This window comes from Marinobacter sp. B-21, from assembly GCF_056857895.1.
In genome coordinates this window covers 48,008-69,344 of sequence record NZ_JBSXNZ010000053.1, presented here as the reverse complement: position 1 = coordinate 69,344, position 21,337 = coordinate 48,008, and the positions used below count along the sequence as shown (strand labels likewise).

Sequence of the window (21,337 nt, the reverse complement as noted above, 5' to 3'; positions counted from 1 at the left end):
TTTCTTTAAGGGAAGGGGGGTGGGTGGTAAAGTTCCTGTCGAACCAGGTCATTAATTGTAATGTCATGACTACCAAAGACGAACGCCTCAGTTTTCTTGAGGAAATGAAAGATGTCCGGCGCATCCGAAAGCCCAACCGCGCCGAGGTATCGACACCCCGTGAACTGACGCCAGGGCATCTTGAGCGACAGCGGTCCGCCGTGGAAAATCCGGTCCGGGACAAAAACCCCCTGACCTCGGACATAGTCGAACCTCTCACAGCCCACGACGTTCTGAGCTGGCGGCGTCCGGGCATACAACACGGGGTATTTCGCAAGCTGCGGCTGGGGCAATACCCCATTGAAGCCCGGCTCGATTTACACCGGATGACGGTGGAACAGGCCCGAAGAGAAGTGTTTACATTTGTCGGTGATTGCGTCCGTTATGGTCTGCGCTCTGTGATTATTCTCCATGGCAAGGGGGAGCGCAATCCTGATGGCATTGCACAATTGAAAAGTTACCTTGCCAAGTGGTTGCCCGAGCTGGCTGATGTCATGGCCTTCCATTCGGCCCAAAAACACCATGGTGGAACCGGAGCGGTTTATGTCATGGTGCGAAAAAGTGAACGGGACAAGCAGCACAATCGTGAAGTTCACGGAAGCCGTTAACGGCTCCAGCTTCTGAGGTCTTCAAATCTGGTCATTCAAACGGCCAAACGGAGGTTATCGTCGTGAAAAAAGCAATGTTGGTTGTATGTGCAGTACTGGCGCTTGCTGGCTGCAAGGATCGCGTAATCTGGAACGACAACGGCAAGGTGGAAGAGGCAACCACGGACCGGGAGGTCTGGGATTCCAATGATCAGATGGAAACCGGAGAGCGCAAGATCTGGGTTAACAAGGACGGAAAGGAGGTTATCAAGTAAGACCGGGTGAACTTCGACACCAATAAGAACGATAAATCCGGCGCACAGAACCGGAATGCCTACAGGAGAGAGTAGGAATGGCATTAAGGCTGACAGTCAACGGAGAGCAGCATTCGCTGGATGTGGAGGGGGATACACCCCTGTTGTGGGTAATCCGTGACGAGCTGGGGCTGAAAGGTACCAAGTTCGGCTGCGGTGCCGGACTTTGCGGCGCCTGCACGGTGCATCTGAACGGCCAGCCTGTCCGGTCCTGCTCGACGCCGGCTGAAATGGCGGCCGGTGGCCAGGTGCAGACCATCGAGGGGCTGGGTGGTGGCGATCAGCTTCATGCCCTGCAGCAGGCCTGGATTGAGCAGGGCGTTCCGCAATGCGGTTACTGCCAGTCGGGCCAGATCATGAGTGCGGCACACTTGCTGGCCAACAACCCGGCTCCCTCGCGGGACGATATTGTTGCCGCGATGACAGGCAACCTGTGCCGTTGCGGAACTTACTCCCGGATTATTGCGGCGGTGGAATCCGTTGCCACCGGTTCATCCAACAGTCAGGAGGTGTGACATGGCGATGAATCGACGGGATTTTCTCAAGGTCGGCGCTGGTGTCTCCGGCGGTCTGGTGGTTTCCCTGGCTTTGCCGGGCTGTGCCGGAATCCAGACAGGTTATCAGCCAGAAGCCGGTGAGTGGCGGCCGGATGCCTGGCTGGAACTGACCGAAAACGATGAGGTGTTCTTCACCCTGGCCCGGGTCGAGATGGGGCAGGGCACCTACACCGGGCTGACGACCCTGATCGCGGAGGAACTGGAAATAAAGCCGGAGAGGATTACGCCTCGCTTCGCTCCGGTTGCGCCCGAGTACCGTAACCCCCTCTACAAATTGCAGCTCACCGGGGGCAGCACCAGTGTGGCAACCAGTTGGGAACCTCTGCGAATGGCGGGGGCCGAAGCCCGGCTGATGCTGGTAATGGCTGCGGCCCGGGTCTGGAACGTGGAGGCTGCCGAATGTCATGCCAGCGAAGGTCGGGTTGTACATCCGAACGGTATTGATTCCATGGCCTACGGCAAGCTGGTGGAGTTGGCCGCAAAAGAAGTGGTGCGCGGTGACATTGCCCTGAAGCCCCGCAAGGAATGGAAATATATTGGTAAGCAGCAGGGCAGGCTGGATGCCAGGGCCAAATCCACTGGTACGGCTGTATACGGTATCGATGTGGAACTGCCGGACATGGTCTATGGGGTGGTCGCCCGACCACCCAGGCACGGAGGTCGTGTGACTGGCTTTAACGGCGATGAGGTCCGGGCCATGACCGGAGTGCTTGAGGTTTTTGAAACCGAGCGCGGTGTCGCCGTGGTTGCCGACAAGTACTGGCGCGCCCGTAAGGCCCAAGAGGCACTGAGCGTCGAATGGGACTTTTCGGAGGCTTTGTCCGTATCCACAGAGGATGTCTTTGAGTCTTATCGTACCGCGGCAGATGAAGATTCTGGCGAGTCCGAGCGCAGCGAAGGCAGCTTCGAGCGTGCGGTTGAGGGGGCAGAACGGGTTCTGGAGGCAGAGTATGCCCAGCCGTACCTCGCCCACGCTACCCTCGAGCCGATGAACGCAACTGCCTGGTACCGGGGCGGCCGGATGGAAGTCTGGGCGCCGACCCAGGCACCGGACCTTGGCCGGATTGCGGTTGCCAGAGTGACGGATCTCGGGCCGGATGACGTCACCATCAACACCACCTTCCTCGGCGGTGGCTTTGGCCGCCGACTGACTCAGGATTACATCGAGGAAGCGGCTGCCGTGGCGTATCGGGTCAGACGGCCGGTCAAAGTGATCTGGTCCCGGGAAGAAGATACCCGGCACGACCTGTATCGTCCGGCCATGCTGCACCGGATGAGAGCCAGCCTGTCTGGCGGAGAGCTCACCGGCTGGCACCACCAGATTGTGGGCCCGCAGATTCTTGATTGGTATGTGCGTAATGCTGCGCCAGCCCAGTATCCCTGGGCGCCGAAGTTCATGTACGGCACCCTGGGCAAGGTGGGCCTGATGGCCGAAGGTATTGCCACACCCAAGGATATGTCCGCCATTGAGGGGGCCATTGAGTACCCTTATCAGGTGGATAACATCGATATCCGCCATACCCACACGGACCCCGGCGTACCCGTAACCTGGTGGCGATCGGTGGGTTATTCCCACAACGGTTTCGCCGTTGAAACCTTCATGGATGAACTTGCCCACGAATCCGGGGAGGATCCCTATCAGTTCCGTCGCCGGCTGGTGTCCTCGGAGCCAAGGCATCTGGAAGTGCTCGATCAGGCTGCGCACCTTGCGAACTGGACCTCGCCTGCGCCACAAGGCCGTGCCCGGGGCATTGCCCTGTTCCGGAGCTTTGGCACCTACGTTGCGCAGGTGGTAGAGGCCGGAATCGAGAACGGTGCGATTCGGGTTTACAAGGTGGCCTGCGCGGTAGACTGCGGCCAGGTGGTTAACCCCCGCATCGTGGAAGACCAGATTGAAGGCGGTATCCTGTTCGGACTGACCGCCGCGCTCTATGGCGAAATCACCCTGGAGAGTGGACAGGTCCAGCAAAGCAATTTTCACGATTACCAGTTGATGCGACAGTACGAACGCCCGGAAGTGCTGGTGGGTATTGTGGACAGTGCCGAAGCGCCAACCGGTGTCGGCGAGCCGGGTGTGCCGCCGGTGATTCCGGCGCTTGGCAATGCCCTGTTTGCCCTGACCGGTAAGCGCCAGCGCAGCCTGCCACTGAGAGCGGATGCCTGATATGGAGATTTCCCGGTCGTCTCTGGCTGCGGGCCATCAATCCGTGATTCGCGACATCGCGGGCTGGCTGGAGCAGGGGCAGAAGGTCTGGTTATGCACCATTGTGGAAACCTGGGGCTCTTCACCCCGGCCGGTGGGCTCCTGGCTGGCCATTGGCGAATCCGGCCAGTGGAGCGGTTCGGTATCCGGCGGCTGCCTGGAAGAGGATCTGCTCAGGCGCACGGCCGGGAGCGGCCCGGATCAACCGGTCCTGATCGACTACGGCATTACCGATGACGACCGTGACCAGTTCCAGTTGCCCTGTGGCGGTCGAATCCGGCTTCTTGTCGAGCCTCTGCACAGTGAGGCAGGATTTGACCACGTCCGCGCGTTGGCGGAGGCGTTGAGCAATCGTGAACCGGTTGCCCGGCGGGTTCCGCTTCGGGGCGCGCCGACCCTTGAGTACCGGCGATCCCATGACCGGTCTTCGGTGGCCTTTGACGGTGAGCAGCTGGTGCATGCCCTGCAGCCCGGGTGCCGGCTGTTGCTGATTGGCGCTGGCGAGGTGGCCCGGTACGTGTCCGGGTTTGCCACAGCGGCGGATTTCTCGGTGACTCTGTGTGAGCCCCGGGAGGCCTTTGCGGACGGATGGGGATACCCGCATATTCCGCTGGACCGCCGCCTGCCTGATGACCTGGTGGCGGAAGGGTTTAACGATGCGTTTTCCGGCGTTCTGGCGCTGGCCCATGACCCCCGGATTGACGATATGGGGCTGCTGGCGGCGTTGCAGTCGAAAGCATTTTACATCGGTGCCATGGGCTCCCGAAAGACCTCGGAAGCACGGCGTGAACGACTGAGTTCGCTGGGCCTGGAAAACGCGGCACTCGACCGCTTGCGCGCCCCCATTGGGGTCGATATTCCCAGCAAGACGCCTGCGGAAATTGCAATCTCCGTGGTCGCGGACCTGATCGTGGCCCGACACCATTTGCGGGCCGCCCCTCCATCCCTATAATGTCGGCAAATGAACGTGTCAAAGACATCTGAACCCCGGGAGAGAATCCGTGTTTGATGTAACCCGATACGCCAGGGCGGCCGACTCGATTGTCGAAGCCGGGAGCTTCCTTTACCAGCGAGGCTGGTCGCCGGCGACCAGCAGCAATTACTCTGCGCGCATTGACGGCGAGCATATTGCCATAACCGTATCTGGTCGTCACAAGGGGCAACTGGGTGCTGGCGATGTTATGGTGGTGGATCTGGCGGGCCGTCCGGTTCAGAGCAACTGCCGATCTTCGGCCGAAACCCGGTTGCACACCATACTGTACGAAGTCTTCCCGGAAGTCGGCGCGGTGCTTCATACCCACTCGGTCAAGGCGACAGTCCTGAGCCGGCTGCTGACACCGGGGCAGCCGCTGGAGCTGGAAGGCTATGAGCTTCAGAAAGCCTTTGCCGGCGTTGAAACCCACGAATCGGTATTAACCATTCCGGTCTTCGACAACACCCAGGATATTGATGCTCTGGCGCAGGAGACCGGGGACTGGTTCCGGGGCCATCCGGATCAGCCCGGTTACCTGATTCGGGGCCACGGTCTCTACACCTGGGGCAACACCATGGCCGACTGCCTGCGCCACGTCGAAGCCTTTGAATTCCTGTTTGAATGTGAACTTGAAACCATGAGGATGCGCCCATGACGACCTTGAGTGTTTTTGATCAAAGCCAGCCAGAAACGGCCCGTACGGTCACCGAAAACCCCGCCGAGATTCGCGAACTGCTCGCCCGGCATGGTGTTCGCTTCGAACAGTGGCCCACCCGGGATCTGCCAGCGGACGCGTCCCAGGAGGAGATCCTGGAAGCATACGGCGATGAAGTAGCGAAGCTGAAGGCGGAATGCGGGTTCCAGGCTGCTGATGTGGTGAGCCTGAACCCCGACAATCCCCAGAAAGAGGCGCTCCGGAAAAAGTTTCTGGATGAGCACACCCACAGAGAGGATGAGGTTCGCTTTTTCGTGCGGGGCCAGGCTCTGTTCTACCTGCACTTCGGCAACGAGGTGTTCGCGGTGCTGTGCCAGAAGAATGATCTGATCAGCGTGCCGGATGGCACACGGCACTGGTTCGATATGGGGCCGGAGCCGGAATTCACCTGCATCCGCCTGTTCACCAACCCCGAAGGATGGGCTGCCGATTTCACCGGCGAGGACATCGCCGCCCGGTTGCCGCACTACGAGGCGCTGGCAGGAGCGGCGGGGTGATCCGGGTCGTGCTTACGGACATCGAAGGCACCACCAGTTCCATTTCCTTTGTCCACGATGTCCTGTTTCCGTATGCCAGTGAGCATCTGCCGGGCTTCATTCGTGCCCGGTACCAGGATAATCCGGCGGTGGCAGGGCAACTGGATGCTGTAGCGGAAAAATCCGGTGTAGCGCGCGATGATGTTGATGGACTTATCGAGGTCCTGCAGGGCTGGATTCGAGAGGACCGCAAGGAAACCGCGCTCAAGGCGTTGCAGGGTATGGTCTGGGAGCAGGGGTACCAGCAGGGAGAGCTCAAGGCTCATATCTATGCCGACGCGGCCGAATACCTGCAGCGCTGGCACGATCGGGGCCTGCGCCTGTTCGTATATTCCTCCGGGTCGGTCAAGGCCCAGAAGCTGATTTTCGGCTTTACCACGGAGGGCGACTTCACGCCGTTCTTCTCCGGCTATTTCGATACCGGTATCGGGGGCAAGAAAGAGGCGGATTCCTACCGCAATATCCTGTCGGAGTTGGGCGTTGAGGCGGGCACGGTGTTGTTCCTGTCCGATGTTGAGGCCGAGCTTGAGGCAGCCGAACAGGCAGGCATGCAGACCGCCTGGCTTGTTCGCGAGGGAGATCTGCCGGAAACCGGACGTTTTGTGGCCCGTGATTTTGCGGAGGTCGATACCCTGCTGCAAAAGCGGTAAGGCCACAGCTCTGTCACGCCACCGCAGGAGGACGGACCCGATGCCCGGAACCGGATTTTTCAGAATTGTCACTCCGGTCCTTGCGTTGCTTCTTGCAGGTTGCAATCCCTTCTCAGATGCCCGCCCCATGATGGATGAATACGTGGAGCGGGTCGCCCGCGTCCTGGAAACCGACCCTCAACTCTCTGACATCGGTTCTGCCAGCCAGCTTCCCCGTCGCCGGGATCGTGTGCTGACCATGCCGGAACTGGACATGGGGGTGCTGGATTTTCTCTCCCTGTATGGTTGTGAGCTGCAGTACGTTGTGGGTGAGAAAAACTCGGTGATGGGGCGGGTGATGCAACCCCTGAACCGCCTGCGTTATGAAATCCGGTTTATCGAGGCGGCCAGGGACTGTCTTCCCGGGATCGAGGATGAGGACTTCTCGGAGGAGCTTGGCGAGGCCATCAAGAGCAAGCTCGAATCCCTGCCCATTGCCATCTGGAACGCCACCTGGGGTGTGGAAGAGGTCGAAAAGCTGTTTACCCTGGCCAAGGGCTATTATCCGGTCGCGGCGGACGGCAATCCCGTCTCCGATCTGGCCCTTGATATCGACAGCCTGAACGCAGCGGTTGCCAGGTTGCGCGCAGAGGACCTGGCCGTTTCCCTGGATTTTGCCGGCGATGTTCATCAGCGCTGGCAGGCCGAGTACCGGGTCGGCCAACTGATCAACAGCGCGCTCCTGCTGACAGCGCGATTGCAGGATGGTACCGAATTACTGAAGCAGCGAATTGAAGGACGGCCCCTGTGCCTCAACGGCCAGTCCAATAATCAGTCGGATATCGTGCAGAATACGTTTTTCAGCGTGTACATCGAAAAGATCCAGCCGTACATGAGTGCGGTCAGGCAGGGGCGGACTGAGCTTATTGAGCCGTTTGAGCGGCTGGCCGAGCTTCAGGCGGATATCATGCCGGACAGCTTCGCTGGCTGGTATGAGCGGCATCTTTCGCAGGATGCCGAGACCAGTCTCTGGCGGAAACTCGACGTGGCCATGATGGACCACACCGGAGCCTGGCAGGATTTACTCGGCCAATGTGGCTTGCGTCCCGGCACCTGATCCGTTTCAGCGCTGGCTTTCCGGCGTTACCCTCAGGATTTCCTCGACCGTGGTCTGGCCCGCGGCCACCTTCTGGGCACCACTCAGGCGCAGGGACTTCATGCCTTCCTTGTAGGCGTCCAGCCTGAGCGGTTCCAGCTCGCAATGATCGGTGATCTGCCGGAGCAACGGGCCCGAAAGGGTCATGATCTCATAAACCCCGGCGCGGCCCAGGTAACCGGTGTTCCGGCATTCCAGGCAGCCTACGGGCTGATAGAACTGCTTCGGAACTGGTGCCTTCCAGGGCCGGGTCAGTGTCTGCCAGGCCTGTTCATCGGCGGGGCCGGGCGACTTGCAGTGGGGGCACAGGGTTCGGGCAAGGCGTTGCGCCATCACGCCCAGCACCGTGGCCCGGATCAGATACGGCGGAATGCCCAGTTCCATCATCCGGGTAATAGCACTGGGGGCGTCGTTGGTGTGCAGGGTGGAAAGCACCAGATGGCCGGTGAGTGCAGCCTGCACCGCCATTTCAGCGGTTTGCAGATCACGGATCTCGCCGATCATGATGATATCCGGGTCCTGCCGAAGCAGTGCCCGAACACCGGCCGCGAAGGTCAGGTCTATGGTGGTCTGAACCTGCATCTGGTTGAACGCCGGTTCCACCATTTCGATGGGGTCTTCGATGGTGCAGACATTGAGCTCGGGCAAGGCGATCTGTTTCAGGGTTGAATACAGGGTTGTGGTCTTGCCGGAACCGGTTGGCCCGGTCACCAGAACAATGCCGTGGGGCCGGGAGGTAATTTCCTGCCAGCGCTGGCGGTCTTCCTTGCTGAATCCCAGTTGCTCATAGGATTTCAGCAGTACATCCGGATCAAAGATCCGCATGACCATCTTCTCGCCGAACGCGGTCGGCATGGTAGCCAGGCGAAGCTCGACCTCGCTGTTATCCGGTTTGCGGGTCTTGATCCGTCCGTCCTGGGGCCGGCGTTTCTCCGCCACATTCAGGCGCCCAAGAATCTTCAGGCGGCTGGTGACCGCTACTCCGACGTGTTCCGGGAATTCATAAACGTTATGAAGCACGCCGTCGATCCGGAACCGAACCTGAGTGACGGACCTCCGGGGCTCAATGTGAATGTCCGAAGCGCGCTGGTCGAAGGCGTATTGCAGCAGCCAGTCAACAATCTTGACCACATGCTGGTCGTTGGCATCCGGGTGTTCGCTGGCGCCCAGATCCAGAAGCTGTTCGAAGTTCTGGTTACCGGCAACACCAGTGGCCTTGCCACCACTGGCTTTGCTGACGGAACTGGCAAGCTGATAGAACTCAACGGTGTAACGGCGGATATCTACGGGATTGGCAACCACGCGCCGGATGTCCTTGCGAACGGCTTGCTGCAGGTTCTGCACCCAGTCGCTCTTGAAGGGTTCTGCGCTGGCGATCAGCACTTCCTCCCGGCCAATCTCCACCGCCAGGATGCCGTGGCGCTGGGCAAAGGCGTAGGACATCACCCGGGCAATCGCCGGGGTATCAATCTTCAGCGGATCGATGTGGTAATAGGGCTGCCCGGCCCAGTCGGCCAGCCACTGGGTAAGCCGGTCCAGATCCAGGGTGCGACCGCTTGTTTCGCTGGTCAGGGAGGCAATAGCCACCAGTTCAAGCGGATGGCGCCTGGCGGCCTGCCCGCTGCCGGTTGTCGCGCCAAGGTTTGCCGATAATACGCGCTCGGCGTCTTCCTGGCTGACTTCGCCACTGCTCACCAGAGCGGTACAGACATCTCGCAGGGTCAGGGTGCTTCGGGGCGGCGCGGGTGGCCGCTGCACGGTTTCGGAGGTGTCTGTTTCAGCCATAAGCGGTCAGATCCAGGTATCGATAAGTGTGTTTCAGTTCGTCACCGGCCGGTTCACTTTAAGGTGAATCATGGCAACAGTGAACAGCAGGAAGGTCAGTATCGTCAGAATGACCGGTCCGGGGGCGCCTTCGCTGAGCCAGGCCGAAACGACCGCCTGGGTGAAATAGAAGATCACCACGAACGCCATCCAGATATAGCCCCGGTTGTTGGCCCGGACTACCGGTACGGCGAAGGCCAGCAGCGGAATCAGCTTCACCGACAGCATCAGTGGAATCGACACGCCCTCCACCGGCGCCGGATAGAAGGTGGTGATCAATAGTGTGGCCAGCACGCCGATGTAAAGGGCAATGGTTGCCCGGGCAGTGTAACGGGCCTTGGGGTTGTTCAGCATAGTATGATTCCGGCATAGAAAAGTGGTTGAGAAGTTACGTTCCGGGCCAAAGCCTGTATCAGTCCGCGGTCTGGCTCAGAGAATGGAAAGTACGTTTTCCGGTGGCCTGCCAAGGGCCGCTTTGCCGTTTGCGAGCACAATTGGTCGCTCGATCAATTTTGGAGTGGCAGCCATGGCGGCGATTAATTGTTCACGGCTAAGGTCGGGATTATCGAGGCCCTGCTCCTTATACTCTTTTTCCCTGGTGCGCATGAGATCACGGGGATCCAGATTCAGTGCAGCAAGAATATCCTCGAGCTGCTGCTCTGTCGGTGGCGTTTCAAGGTAGCGTATAATCTCCGGTTCAATACCCCGTTCGGTAAGCAGTTCAAGGGTTTGGCGGGATTTTGAGCAGCGAGGGTTGTGGAAAATCCGGGTTGGTTCTGTCATCTTCGTGCCTGGTTGTCTGAATGGATACCACGATTTCCGTGGCCGGTAGTCTAACAGGAGGTTTTCCAGTGCAGTACCCTGATTCGTTGCGTGTTCGCCCGCGGCTCGCCTCTGCCGGCTTTTTGCTGATGGTGATCGCACTGGCGGGCTGCCAGAAAACTGAACTGGAGCGGGCCGGCGGTACAAAACTGAACTGGGACACCTTGCGTGGCCAGTGGGTGCTGGTGAACTACTGGGCGGAATGGTGCAAGCCATGTCTGGAAGAAATTCCCGAGTTGAACGAGCTGGACAAGGCACCTGATATCACTGTTCTCGGCGTTAACTTTGATGGCACACGGGGCGAGGCGCTGGTGGAGCTGGGTGGTCGGATGGGTATCGATTTCACCATGCTTGCGGACGATCCGGGCCCCGGGTTTGGCTGGAAGTTACCCCTGGCTCTGCCGGCTACATTTATCGTTAACCCGGACGGCGATCTGGTTGAAACCCGCTTTGGCCCGCAGACTGAAGAAGACATCCGGGCGCTGATTGGCGGCTGAAGACCGTTGCCCTAACCGAATTTTACAGCAGGAATAACCTGACATTATGTCGCAGACTTTTGTACACCTCCGTGTCCATTCCGAGTACTCCATGGTGGATGGCCTGGTACGGGTTAAGCCGCTGATCAACCATGTTGCTGAGCTGGGCATGCCCGCGGTGGGGCTGACCGAACAGTCCAACATGTGCTCGCTGGTGCGTTTCTACAAGGCAGCCATGGGGGCGGGCGTAAAGCCCATTATCGGCGCCGATATCTGGCTTGAAAACCCGGATGAGCCCGATAATCCGTTCCGGGTGACACTGCTGGCCCGGGATAACGACGGCTACCTGAATCTGACCGAGATCATTTCCCTGGGTTACACCGAAGGCCAGCGCTTCGGAAAACCGATCATACAGCGCAAATGGCTTGAGGCCCGCCCGAAGGGCCTGATTGCGCTCTCCGGCAGCAAAATGGGGGATGTCGGTAAGGCGCTTCTGGCAGGCAAACCGGAACTGGCCAGTGAGCGCGCCCGTTACTGGATGGAGCTGTACCCGGAAAGCTATTACCTGGAATTGCAGCGCACCGGCCGCCCGGGGGACGAAGACTGCCTGCACCTGAGTGTCGAGCTGGCCCAGGCATTGGCCCTGCCGGTGGTGGCCACCAACGATGTCCACTTCCTGGATGCGGATGATTTCGAGGCCCACGAAGCCCGGGTGTGCATCGGCGAGAGCCGTACCCTGGATGACCCCCGTCGTGACCGTCGCTTCAGTGACCAGCAGTACCTGCGCAGCGCCGGGGAAATGATCGAGCTGTTCAGCGACATCCCGGAAGCGATCGAGAACACGGTGGAGATCGCCCGCCGCTGTTCGGTCAAGGTCCGCATGGGTGAATACTTCCTGCCGAACTACCCGATTCCGGACGGGATGACCATAGACGAATACTTCCGCAAGGTATCGGAAGAAGGCCTGGAAGAACGACTTGCCAAAACCCTGAGCAAAGACGACCCGGAATACGATGCCAAGCGCGAGGCCTACTACACACGCCTGAATTTCGAGCTGGACATCATCATCCAGATGGGATTCCCGGGCTACTTCCTGATCGTTATGGACTTTATCAAGTGGGCCAAGAACAACGGCGTGCCGGTCGGTCCGGGTCGGGGCTCCGGTGCCGGCTCCCTGGTCGCCTATGCCCAGCTGATCACCGACCTGGACCCCCTGGAATACGACCTGCTGTTCGAGCGGTTCCTGAACCCGGAGCGGGTTTCCATGCCCGATTTCGACGTCGATTTCTGTATGGAAGGGCGGGACCGGGTGATTGCCTATGTGGCCGAGAAATACGGCCGGGAGGCGGTCTCCCAGATCATCACCTTCGGTACCATGGCAGCCAAAGCGGTGGTGCGTGACGTTGCCCGGGTGCAGGGCAAATCCTACGGCCTGGCAGACAAACTCTCCAAGATGATTCCCTTTGAGCCGGGAATGACCCTCGAGAAGGCCCTGATTCAGGAGCCCCAGCTCAAGGACTTTTTGGATCAGGACGAAGAGGCCCAGGAAATCTGGGAAATGGCCCTGAAGCTGGAAGGGGTCTGCCGCAACGCCGGCAAGCACGCTGGCGGTGTGGTTATTGCCCCCACCAAGATCACCGATTTCTCGCCCCTGTACTGCGACGACGAGGGCGGCAGCCTGGTCACCCAGTTCGATAAAGGCGATGTTGAAGACGCCGGCCTCGTAAAGTTCGACTTCCTCGGGCTGCGGACGCTGACGATCATCGACTGGGCTCTGAAGATGATCAATCCTCGCCGGGAAAAGCGGGGATTGCCGGCACTGGATATCAACGAGATTCCCCTGGCGGATGCGCCCTCGTTCGACATGCTGAAAAAAGCGGAAACCACGGCGGTGTTCCAACTGGAATCCCGGGGTATGAAAGACCTGATCCGGCGCCTCCAGCCGGATTCCCTGGAAGACATGATCGCCCTGGTGGCCCTGTTCCGCCCCGGGCCGCTGCAATCCGGCATGGTGGACGACTTTATCGACCGGAAGCATGGTCGGCAGCCCATGTCGTTCCCGCACCCGGATTATCAGTACGAGGGTCTGAAACCTGTCCTGGAGCCTACCTACGGGGTCATCCTGTACCAGGAGCAGGTCATGCAGATCGCCCAGGTGATGGCGGGCTACACGCTTGGTAACGCTGACATGCTGCGCCGGGCCATGGGCAAGAAAAAGCCCGAGGAAATGGCGAAACAGAAGCAGTTTTTTCTGGACGGTTGTGAAAAGAATGGCATCAACAAGACCCTGGCAGAAAACATTTTCGACCTGGTGGAAAAGTTTGCCGGTTACGGTTTCAACAAATCGCACTCGGCCGCCTATGCCCTGGTGTCCTACCAGACCCTGTGGCTGAAGGCCCATTACCCGGCGGAGTTCATGGCCGCAGTGCTTACCGCGGATATGCAGAATACCGACAAGGTGGTCACCCTGGTCGAAGAATGCCGGACTATGAAGCTGGATCTGCTGGTGCCGGATGTCAGTCGCTCTGAATATACCTTCACGGTTAACGATGAGGGCCAGATCGTCTATGGTCTCGGCGCCATCAAGGGGTTGGGTGAGGGGCCGATCCAGAGCATTGTGGAAGGGCGCGGAGAAGGCGGGCCGTACCAGGATATTTTTGATTTCTGCCGGCGGGTCGACCTGAAAAAAGTCAACAAGCGGGCCATGGAGGCCCTGATCCGCTCCGGTGCCATGGACAAACTCGGTGCTGGCCGGGCCCAGTTGATGGCGAGCATCGAAAAGGCCGTGCAACAGGCCGACCAGCAATCCCGCAACGAATCTGTCGGCATGATGGACATGTTCGGCGAAATGCTGGAGGCCGGTGACGGCGGCGATCCGTACGAAGATGTCGCCGGGATTCGAGAGTGGCCTGAAAAGCAGAGGCTCAAGGGGGAGAAGGATACCCTGGGGCTTTACCTGACCGGCCATCCGTTCGATGAATATGAGAAAGAGGTACGGCGGTTCGTGCGGTCATCCATTGCCGACCTGAAACCCAACAAATCGCCCCAGCGGGTTGCCGGGCTCGTGGTGGCACAGCGCACCATGAAAACCCGCACCGGGTCCACCATGTGTTTTATAACACTGGATGACCGGAGTGCCCGGATTGAGGCGACCCTGTTCTCGGAAGCGTTTTTCGAGAATCGGGAGCTGCTGCAATCCGATCAGGTGATTGTGGTGGAGGGGCAGGTGAGCCACGATGACTACTCCGGTCAGATGAAGATGCGGGTGAGTTCGGTGATGGATGTCGCCACAGCGCGCCAGCAGTTCAGTCGCGGACTGAAGCTGAATCTCCATGCCGATCAGCTGCGGAATGGTCTGCTTGAAAAACTGGACAGCACCTTGCGGCCCTTCCGCTGCGAAGGCAGCCCGGTGTGGATTGAGTACAGCAGTCCTGAGGCTTCAACCCGGATCGAGCTGGGTGAGTCCTGGCGGGTCCAGCCCGACGATAACCTGTTGCTGGAGCTCCGGTATCTCGTAGGCGACCAGTCGGTAGAACTGGTCTATGATTAAGTAAGCCCGAAAATTAAAACTTTGTCAGATTGCGGACTCATACCAAGGTCCGCTTTAGCCCTTGGCCGGGCGCTGCTATCTTTGTTTCAAATTCTGGTTTGGCGGAGCGTTGTCCCGCCTGGCAAAAAATGATGGAACATCATGAACCCTAATTATCTGGATTTCGAACAGCCAATTGCCGACCTGGAAGCCAAGATTGAAGAGCTTCGTATGGTCGGCAACGACACCGACATCAACATCTCCGACGAAATTACCCGGCTGAAGAAAAAGAGCGTCAGCCTGACGGAGAGTATTTTCTCCGACCTTCAGCCCTGGGATGTTTCCCGTCTTGCCCGGCATCCGCGCAGGCCCTATACCCTCGATTACATCGAATCGATTTTCGAGGATTTCGACGAACTGCACGGTGACCGCCGCTATGCCGACGATCTTGCCATTGTGGGCGGTACTGCCCGGCTGGATGACAAGCCGGTGATGGTCATCGGTCACCAGAAGGGCCGGGAAGTGCGTGACAAGGTCAAGCGCAACTTCGGCATGCCACGTCCAGAGGGGTATCGCAAGGCCCTGCGCCTGATGGAAATGGCCGAGCGGTTCAGGATGCCGATCCTGACCTTTATCGATACGCCGGGTGCCTACCCGGGCATCGGTGCCGAGGAGCGGGGCCAGAGTGAGGCCATCGCTTTCAATCTGGCGGTGATGTCGCGGCTGAAAACACCCATTATTTCCACGGTGATTGGTGAAGGTGGTTCTGGTGGCGCACTGGCCATCGGTGTCTGCGACCAGCTGAACATGCTTCAGTATTCCACCTACGCGGTTATTTCCCCGGAAGGCTGCGCCTCTATACTCTGGAAGAGCGCCGAATATGCCGCTCAGGCGGCAGAGGCGATGGGGGTTACCGCAGACCGGCTGAAAGAGCTCGGGTTGGCGGATAATGTTATCCGGGAGCCTTTGGGGGGTGCGCATCGCAACCCCGAGAAAATGGCGGAATCTCTCAAGGAAGTTCTCGCAAAAGGTGTCGCAGAACTCAGCCGCCTGCCCCTGGATGAGCTGGTAGCCCGCCGCTATGAGCGGCTGACCCGCTATGACACCGGGCGCTGAGCCCGGATCCGGATTCCGCTGGCCGGAGGCCTTGAGTGCCCCGGTCAGAGAACTCTCCGACTTTTCCCGCCTTTGGGTTGCCCTGAGTGGTGGCCTGGATTCGACCCTGTTGCTGCATCTTGCCGTCCATTGCCATGGCCCTGCAGGAACCGTTAACGCTGTCCATATCAATCACCAGTTGCAGCCGAACGCGTCGGAAACCGAGGCGTTCTGTCGGGCGCTGTGCGCCGTCTTGGAAGTGCCGCTGGTGGTTGAGCGGGTGTCGGTTGTTTCCGGTGATGATCGCGGAGGTTCCGGTGGCATTGAGGAAGCGGCTCGCACGGCCCGGTATGGGGTGCTTGAGGAGCTCATGCGGCCAGGGGACATTCTGTTGATGGCCCATCATGGTGACGATCAGGCTGAAACCGTTTTGTTCAGGATGCTCAGGGGAAGTGGTGTGGCGGGGCTGGCGGGTATGCCGGCCAGTCGCGCCTTGGGCGCCGGGCGTCTGGTTCGGCCATTGCTACACCTGGAGCGGTCAGAGCTTGAGCACTGGGCACAGGCGGCCGGACTATCCTGGATCAACGATCCCAGCAATACCAACGAGCGTTTCGACCGGAATTTTCTCCGGCACAGGGTGCTGCCGCTCGTGCGGTCCCGCTGGCCGGGGCTGAACCGCAGGCTTTGCCACACCGCCGACGCCTGCGCCGAGAGCGAAACCCTGAACCGGAAACTTGCCGCGTTGCAGTGGAAGTCTCTCGGTGGTGAGTGGGACCGCTTGCCGACAACCGGCCTGAAGGCACTCTCGCTGGCAGAGCAGAAGAACCTGATTCGCTGGTGGGTCCGGGAGCGCGGGTTTCAGCCGCCCTCGGTCGCAGACTGGCAGCAGAGCCTGCATGATCTGCTTTTTGCAGGCGAGGACCGGGAGCCGGAATTGAGGGCTGAAGGCTTCAGCCTTCGACGGTTTCAGGGTGGTTTGTATCTGGTTCCAGAGAAAGCGCCATTGCCGGAAACGCCGGTGGCCCTCGAACCCGGTCCGGCCCGGCGTTGGGGCGAATGGTCCCTGAAGCTGGAGCCGGTCTCTACCCCGGAAAGCCTGCCACCGCCAATACGGATATTTACGAGGCAGGGCGGGGAGCGCGTTCGTTTTCACCCTGATGGCCGGTCCAGATCGCTCAAGAAATGGCTTCAGGAGCTTAGGGTGCCACCCTGGGAGAGACCCCGCCTGCCGCTGGTTTTTGCAGGCTCCGAGGGCGTTGGGGAACTCATCGCCATTGGCGATTTGTGGTGCTCTGAACAATACTCGGGAGGCGCCCATGCCGCCGCTTGGCGGCTGGTTGTTGAACGGGAATGTGATTGAGTCAGTGGGGCCTTTCTGGTAGTCTGGCGTCCCATCTTGAGATGACAATCTCCCTCCTTCACCGAACCAGACAATCATGGAATCTGCATGACGCGTTATATTTTCGTCACCGGCGGTGTCGTGTCCTCCCTGGGGAAAGGTATCGCATCAGCTTCTCTGGCTGCGATCCTCGAGGCACGCGGCCTGAAAGTCACTATTCTCAAGCTGGACCCGTACATCAACGTGGACCCCGGCACCATGAGCCCGTTCCAGCACGGTGAGGTTTTTGTCACCGAGGATGGCGCGGAAACAGACCTCGACCTGGGCCACTACGAGCGCTTCATCCGTACTCCGATGAGTCGTCGTAACAACTTTACTACCGGCCGTGTCTACGAAGAAGTTATTCGTAAGGAACGCCGCGGTGATTATCTCGGCGGTACCGTTCAGGTGATTCCTCACATCACTGATGAGATCAAGCGTCGTGTTGTGGAAGGCGCGGCCGGTGCCGATGTCGCCTTGATCGAAATCGGTGGCACCGTGGGTGACATCGAATCCCTGCCGTTCCTTGAAGCCTGCCGTCAGTTGAAGGTGGAAGTCGGGCCCCAGCGCGCGATCTTCATGCACCTGACCCTGGTGCCTTACATCGCCACCGCAGGCGAGATCAAGACCAAGCCGACCCAGCACTCCGTCAAGGAAATGCGCTCTATCGGTCTGCAGCCGGACATTCTGCTGTGTCGTTCCGAGCATGAGGTAGATGCAAGCTCCCGCCGCAAGATCGCCCTGTTCACCAACGTTGAAGAGCGGGCCGTTATTCCTCTCCAGGATGCCAGGTCCATCTATGCCATTCCGCGCATGCTTTATGAGCATGGCCTGGATCAACTGGTTATCGAGCGCTTCGGTCTGGACGCCCGGCCTGCGGATCTGAGCGAGTGGGACAACGTTGTTGAATCGTTGATGAACCCGGAGCAGGAAGTGACCATTGCCATGGTTGGCAAATACATGGAGCTTCTGGACGCCTACAAGTCCCTGATCGAATCCCTGCTGCACGCGGGCATCAAGACCCGCACCAAGGTCAATATCAACTACATCGATTCCGAGGATATTGAGCGTGACGGCACCGGGGCCCTGGCCAGTGCCGACGCCATTCTGGTGCCCGGTGGTTTCGGTGAACGCGGTGTGGAAGGCAAGATCCGCACGGTTCAGTACGCCCGCGAGAACAAGGTTCCGTATCTGGGCATCTGTCTGGGTATGCAGGTAGCGGTTATTGAATACGCCCGTAATGTGGCCGGCCTGAAGGACGCCCACAGTACCGAGTTCCGCGAGCACACCCCCGAACCGGTGGTCGGCCTGATTACCGAATGGCTGGACGCCACCGGTGAGCGTGAGGAGCGGACTGAAGAATCGGACCTTGGCGGCACCATGCGGCTGGGGGCCCAGGACTGTGTGCTGAGCGATAATTCAACCATTGCCAGTTGTTATGGCAAGAAAACGATCCGCGAGCGCCACCGTCATCGTTATGAGGTGAACAACCATTTCCTGGCGAGGCTGGAAGAAGCTGGCCTGAAAATCGCGGGTCGCTCAACCGATGGCCGGTTGGTGGAAGTGGTCGAGGCGCCGGATCATCCCTGGTTTGTGGCCTGTCAGTTCCACCCGGAATTCACCTCCACGCCCCGCGACGGCCACCCGCTGTTCAAGGGTTTTGTTGAGGCAGCGCTGGCCAACAAGAAAGGATCCTGAGTATGGCGCAGAGTACCGTAAACGTTTCCGGAATCGAGGTCGCCAACGACAGGCCGTTTGTACTGTTCGGCGGCATGAATGTCCTCGAGTCGCCGGAACTGGCCATGGAAGTGGCGCAGGCTTATGTTGAGGCCACCGGCAAGCTCGGTATTCCGTACGTGTTCAAGGCGTCTTTTGACAAGGCCAACCGGTCGTCTGTGAACTCCTTCCGGGGCCCCGGCCTTGAGAAGGGGCTGCAGATACTGGCGGACATTAAGAGCAAATTCGGTGTTCCCATCATCTCTGACGTCCACGAGCCGGCACAGGCGGCTCCGGCTGCTGAAGTCTGTGACATTATCCAATTGCCGGCGTTCCTGAGTCGCCAGACTGACCTTGTGGTCGCGATGGCCAGAACCGGCGCGGTGATTAACATCAAGAAGGCTCAGTTCCTGGCGCCTCAGGAAATGAAGCACATCATCACCAAGTGCGAGGAAGCCGGCAACGACAAGGTGATCCTGTGTGAGCGGGGCAGCAGCTTCGGTTACAACAATCTGGTCGTCGATATGCTCGGCTTCGGTATTATGAAATCGATGAACGTGCCGGTGATGTTCGACGTGACTCATTCGCTGCAAATGCCAGGTGGACGATCCGATTCTGCCGGTGGCCGCAGGGCACAGGTCACCGATCTCGCGCTGGCGGGCATGTCTCAGGGTTTGGCTGGTTTGTTCCTGGAGGCCCACCCGGACCCGGATCAGGCCAAGTGCGATGGTCCCTGCGCCCTTCGCCTCAGCCAGTTGGAGCCTTTCCTGCAGCGGGTGAAAGCAGTAGATGATCTGGTAAAAAGTTTTAAACCTATCGACACCGCCTGACTGGCGGTGTTGGCGTTTATACGGACTATGGGAGTGAGCGGGAACGGCCCTGCGAAAATGTAGAGGGCCAAGGATGGCCCGAAACAAGCGCACATGGATGTGCTTGTAGCGGTTTTCGCAGGGCCGTTCCGCTCGCTCTGACTCCCAAATTTGAACACGAACTTGGAGACAGAGAAGAATGACCAAGATTGCCAACATCAAAGGCCGTGAGGTTCTGGATTCCCGCGGTAACCCCACTGTCGAAGCAGACGTTATCCTCGAAGACGGCACTGTGGGCACTGCCTGCGCGCCGTCCGGTGCCTCCACCGGTTCCCGGGAAGCGCTGGAGCTGCGTGATGGCGATAAATCCCGTTACCTTGGCAAGGGTGTCCTGAAGGCGGTTGAGGCTGTAAACACCAAAATTCGTGATGCCCTTATCGGCAAAGATGCGGCCGATCAGCGTGCTCTGGACAACATCATGCTGGAGCTGGATGGCACCGAGAACAAGGCCAACCTGGGCGCCAACGCAATTCTGGCGGTTTCCCTGGCGGCTGCCAAAGCGGCGGCGATCTCTCTGGGCAAGCCGTTGTACGCGCACATTGCCGACATCAACGGTACGTCTGGCAAGTTTTCCATGCCGGTGCCGATGATGAACATCCTGAACGGTGGTGAGCACGCGGATAACAACGTTGATATCCAGGAGTTCATGGTGCAGCCGGTGTCTGCCAAAAGCTTCTCCGAGGCCCTGCGTGTTGGTGCGGAAATTTTTCACAGCCTGAAGAAAGTACTCAAGGCCCAGGGCCTGAACACTGCAGTTGGTGACGAGGGCGGTTTTGCCCCGAACCTGCCCTCCAACGAAGCGGCGCTGGCGGTGATTCAGGAAGCGGTTGAGAAGGCCGGTTACAAGCTGGGAACCGATGTGACTCTGGCTCTGGACTGTGCGTCTTCCGAATTCTACAAGGGCGGCCAGTATCAGCTTTCCGGTGAAGGCAAGAGCTTCGATTCCGAGGGCTTTGCCGATTACCTCGCCGGTCTGTGTGAGCGTTACCCGATCGTGTCTATTGAAGACGGCATGGACGAGAGCGACTGGGACGGCTGGAAGGTTCTGACTGACAAGCTGGGTAGCAAGGTTCAGCTGGTCGGTGACGATCTGTTCGTAACGAACACCAAGATCCTGAAGCAGGGTATCGACAGGGGAGTTGGCAACTCCATCCTGATCAAGTTCAACCAGATCGGCAGTCTGAGCGAAACCCTGGATGCCATCAAAATGGCCCAGGATGCCGGCTTTACGGCAGTGATCTCGCACCGCTCCGGTGAAACCGAGGACACCACCATTGCCGATCTGGCTGTGGCGACCTGTGCAGGCCAGATCAAGACCGGCTCCCTGTGTCGTTCGGATCGGGTTGCCAAGTACAACCAGCTGCTGCGCATTGAAGAAGCCCTGGACGGCAAGGCGCCGTATCGCGGTCTGAGCGAGATCAAGGGGCAGCGCTGATCGACGGATTTGACCGGTTCTGGCAAAGTGTCAGGCCGGTCGTCAGCAGAAAACTGTTAAGGCCATCGTGTTCCGGGCGAAAGTTTGGATGCGATGGCCTTTTTGTACAGGCAGTTAGAAGAATTTGTTGCTAATCTACTCTAAGGTCTATACTCAACGTCCGGCGTTGTTATTCTGACTGATTAATTTTTGAACGGTATCGGCAATGAAGTTGCTCTGGACCCTAATGGTGGTTGCGATTCTCCTGCTCCAGGTGCGCCTGTGGGTCGGGGAAGGCAGCTTTGCGCAGGTGTGGGCACTCGAGCAGTCCATTGCTGAGCAACGTAAAGAAAATGCCGAACTGGCTACCCGCAATGAACGTCTCTATGCCGAGGTCAGGAATTTGCGCAACGAGCAGGGCGCCGTCGAAGAACGGGCCAGGATGAACCTTGGCCTGATCAGGGAAGACGAGACCTTTTTCCTCGTTGTCGAAAACTGATTGTCT

Annotated in this window: 20 protein-coding genes; 17 read left to right on the top strand and 3 right to left on the bottom strand. The window is 59.1% G+C overall.

The window, feature by feature from the left end:
• Positions 1 to 65 precede the first annotated feature (65 nt).
• From smrA to AC13C0_RS04665, 9 genes are all read left to right on the top strand, one after another.
• A complete protein-coding gene (gene smrA / locus AC13C0_RS04705) occupies positions 66 to 647 on the top strand; it encodes a DNA endonuclease SmrA (protein ID WP_482954023.1) in 582 nt (193 codons plus the stop codon).
• 62 nt (positions 648 to 709) lie between these two features.
• Positions 710 to 901 carry a hypothetical protein gene (locus AC13C0_RS04700; protein WP_117620144.1) on the top strand — a complete coding sequence of 64 codons (192 nt, stop codon included), beginning with the start codon at positions 710 to 712 and terminating at the stop codon, positions 899 to 901.
• Between the two features lie 77 nt (positions 902 to 978).
• A complete protein-coding gene (locus AC13C0_RS04695; RefSeq protein ID WP_117620145.1) occupies positions 979 to 1,455 on the top strand; it encodes a (2Fe-2S)-binding protein in 477 nt (158 codons plus the stop codon).
• 1 nt (position 1,456) lies between these two features.
• Entirely contained in the window at positions 1,457 to 3,661 is a 2,205-nt protein-coding gene (locus AC13C0_RS04690; RefSeq protein WP_341581644.1) for a xanthine dehydrogenase family protein molybdopterin-binding subunit, read from the top strand.
• A complete protein-coding gene (locus AC13C0_RS04685; RefSeq protein ID WP_482954022.1) occupies positions 3,654 to 4,652 on the top strand; it encodes an XdhC family protein in 999 nt (332 codons plus the stop codon). The genes AC13C0_RS04690 and AC13C0_RS04685 overlap by 8 nt, the downstream gene beginning before the upstream one ends.
• A gap of 49 nt (positions 4,653 to 4,701) precedes the next feature.
• A complete protein-coding gene (locus AC13C0_RS04680) occupies positions 4,702 to 5,328 on the top strand; it encodes a methylthioribulose 1-phosphate dehydratase (RefSeq protein WP_341581646.1) in 627 nt (208 codons plus the stop codon).
• Entirely contained in the window at positions 5,325 to 5,885 is a 561-nt protein-coding gene (locus AC13C0_RS04675) for a 1,2-dihydroxy-3-keto-5-methylthiopentene dioxygenase (RefSeq protein WP_341581647.1), read from the top strand. The genes AC13C0_RS04680 and AC13C0_RS04675 overlap by 4 nt, the downstream gene beginning before the upstream one ends.
• Entirely contained in the window at positions 5,882 to 6,574 is a 693-nt protein-coding gene (mtnC, locus tag AC13C0_RS04670) for an acireductone synthase (RefSeq protein WP_341581648.1), read from the top strand. Before AC13C0_RS04675 ends, mtnC begins: the two co-directional genes overlap by 4 nt.
• 40 nt (positions 6,575 to 6,614) lie before the next feature.
• Positions 6,615 to 7,670, top strand: a complete 1,056-nt coding sequence (locus AC13C0_RS04665; protein ID WP_117620150.1) for a DUF3080 domain-containing protein — start codon at positions 6,615 to 6,617, stop codon at positions 7,668 to 7,670.
• 6 nt (positions 7,671 to 7,676) lie between these two features.
• Here AC13C0_RS04665 and tfpB read toward each other — a convergent pair whose 3' ends face one another.
• The 3 genes from tfpB to arsC all read right to left on the bottom strand — a co-directional run bounded on the left by tfpB (position 7,677) and on the right by arsC (position 10,316).
• Positions 7,677 to 9,494 (bottom strand): type IV pilus assembly ATPase TfpB, encoded by a 1,818-nt coding sequence (tfpB, locus tag AC13C0_RS04660; RefSeq protein WP_341581649.1) that lies wholly within the window; start codon positions 9,492 to 9,494, stop codon positions 7,677 to 7,679.
• Between the two features lie 33 nt (positions 9,495 to 9,527).
• Positions 9,528 to 9,887 carry a DUF2069 domain-containing protein gene (locus tag AC13C0_RS04655; protein WP_117620152.1) on the bottom strand — a complete coding sequence of 120 codons (360 nt, stop codon included), beginning with the start codon at positions 9,885 to 9,887 and terminating at the stop codon, positions 9,528 to 9,530.
• A 75-nt stretch (positions 9,888 to 9,962) separates the two neighbouring features.
• Positions 9,963 to 10,316: an arsenate reductase (glutaredoxin) gene (gene arsC, locus AC13C0_RS04650; RefSeq protein ID WP_117620153.1), complete on the bottom strand. Its 354-nt coding sequence runs from the start codon at positions 10,314 to 10,316 to the stop codon at positions 9,963 to 9,965.
• A 68-nt stretch (positions 10,317 to 10,384) separates the two neighbouring features.
• Here arsC and AC13C0_RS04645 point away from each other — a divergent pair, with 68 nt between their 5' ends.
• The 8 genes from AC13C0_RS04645 (at position 10,385) to AC13C0_RS04610 (ending at position 21,331) form a co-directional block, all read left to right on the top strand.
• Positions 10,385 to 10,852: a TlpA family protein disulfide reductase gene (locus AC13C0_RS04645; protein WP_341581652.1), complete on the top strand. Its 468-nt coding sequence runs from the start codon at positions 10,385 to 10,387 to the stop codon at positions 10,850 to 10,852.
• 46 nt (positions 10,853 to 10,898) lie between these two features.
• Positions 10,899 to 14,381, top strand: coding sequence for a DNA polymerase III subunit alpha (dnaE, locus tag AC13C0_RS04640; protein ID WP_341581653.1), 3,483 nt, complete (start codon positions 10,899 to 10,901; stop codon positions 14,379 to 14,381).
• A gap of 141 nt (positions 14,382 to 14,522) precedes the next feature.
• Positions 14,523 to 15,476: an acetyl-CoA carboxylase carboxyl transferase subunit alpha gene (gene accA, locus AC13C0_RS04635; protein ID WP_117620156.1), complete on the top strand. Its 954-nt coding sequence runs from the start codon at positions 14,523 to 14,525 to the stop codon at positions 15,474 to 15,476.
• The gene (gene tilS / locus AC13C0_RS04630) at positions 15,460 to 16,815 is read left to right on the top strand and encodes a tRNA lysidine(34) synthetase TilS (RefSeq protein WP_117620157.1); all 1,356 of its coding nucleotides are present in this window, start codon (positions 15,460 to 15,462) and stop codon (positions 16,813 to 16,815) included. The genes accA and tilS overlap by 17 nt, the downstream gene beginning before the upstream one ends.
• A gap of 87 nt (positions 16,816 to 16,902) precedes the next feature.
• Positions 16,903 to 18,531 (top strand): CTP synthase, encoded by a 1,629-nt coding sequence (locus AC13C0_RS04625; protein WP_117620158.1) that lies wholly within the window; start codon positions 16,903 to 16,905, stop codon positions 18,529 to 18,531.
• A gap of 2 nt (positions 18,532 to 18,533) precedes the next feature.
• A complete protein-coding gene (kdsA, locus tag AC13C0_RS04620) occupies positions 18,534 to 19,379 on the top strand; it encodes a 3-deoxy-8-phosphooctulonate synthase (RefSeq protein ID WP_117620159.1) in 846 nt (281 codons plus the stop codon).
• Positions 19,380 to 19,557: 178 nt separating this feature from the next.
• Positions 19,558 to 20,853: a phosphopyruvate hydratase gene (gene eno / locus AC13C0_RS04615; RefSeq protein WP_482954021.1), complete on the top strand. Its 1,296-nt coding sequence runs from the start codon at positions 19,558 to 19,560 to the stop codon at positions 20,851 to 20,853.
• A 205-nt stretch (positions 20,854 to 21,058) separates the two neighbouring features.
• Positions 21,059 to 21,331: a septum formation initiator family protein gene (locus AC13C0_RS04610; protein WP_117620161.1), complete on the top strand. Its 273-nt coding sequence runs from the start codon at positions 21,059 to 21,061 to the stop codon at positions 21,329 to 21,331.
• Positions 21,332 to 21,337: the final 6 nt, after the last annotated feature.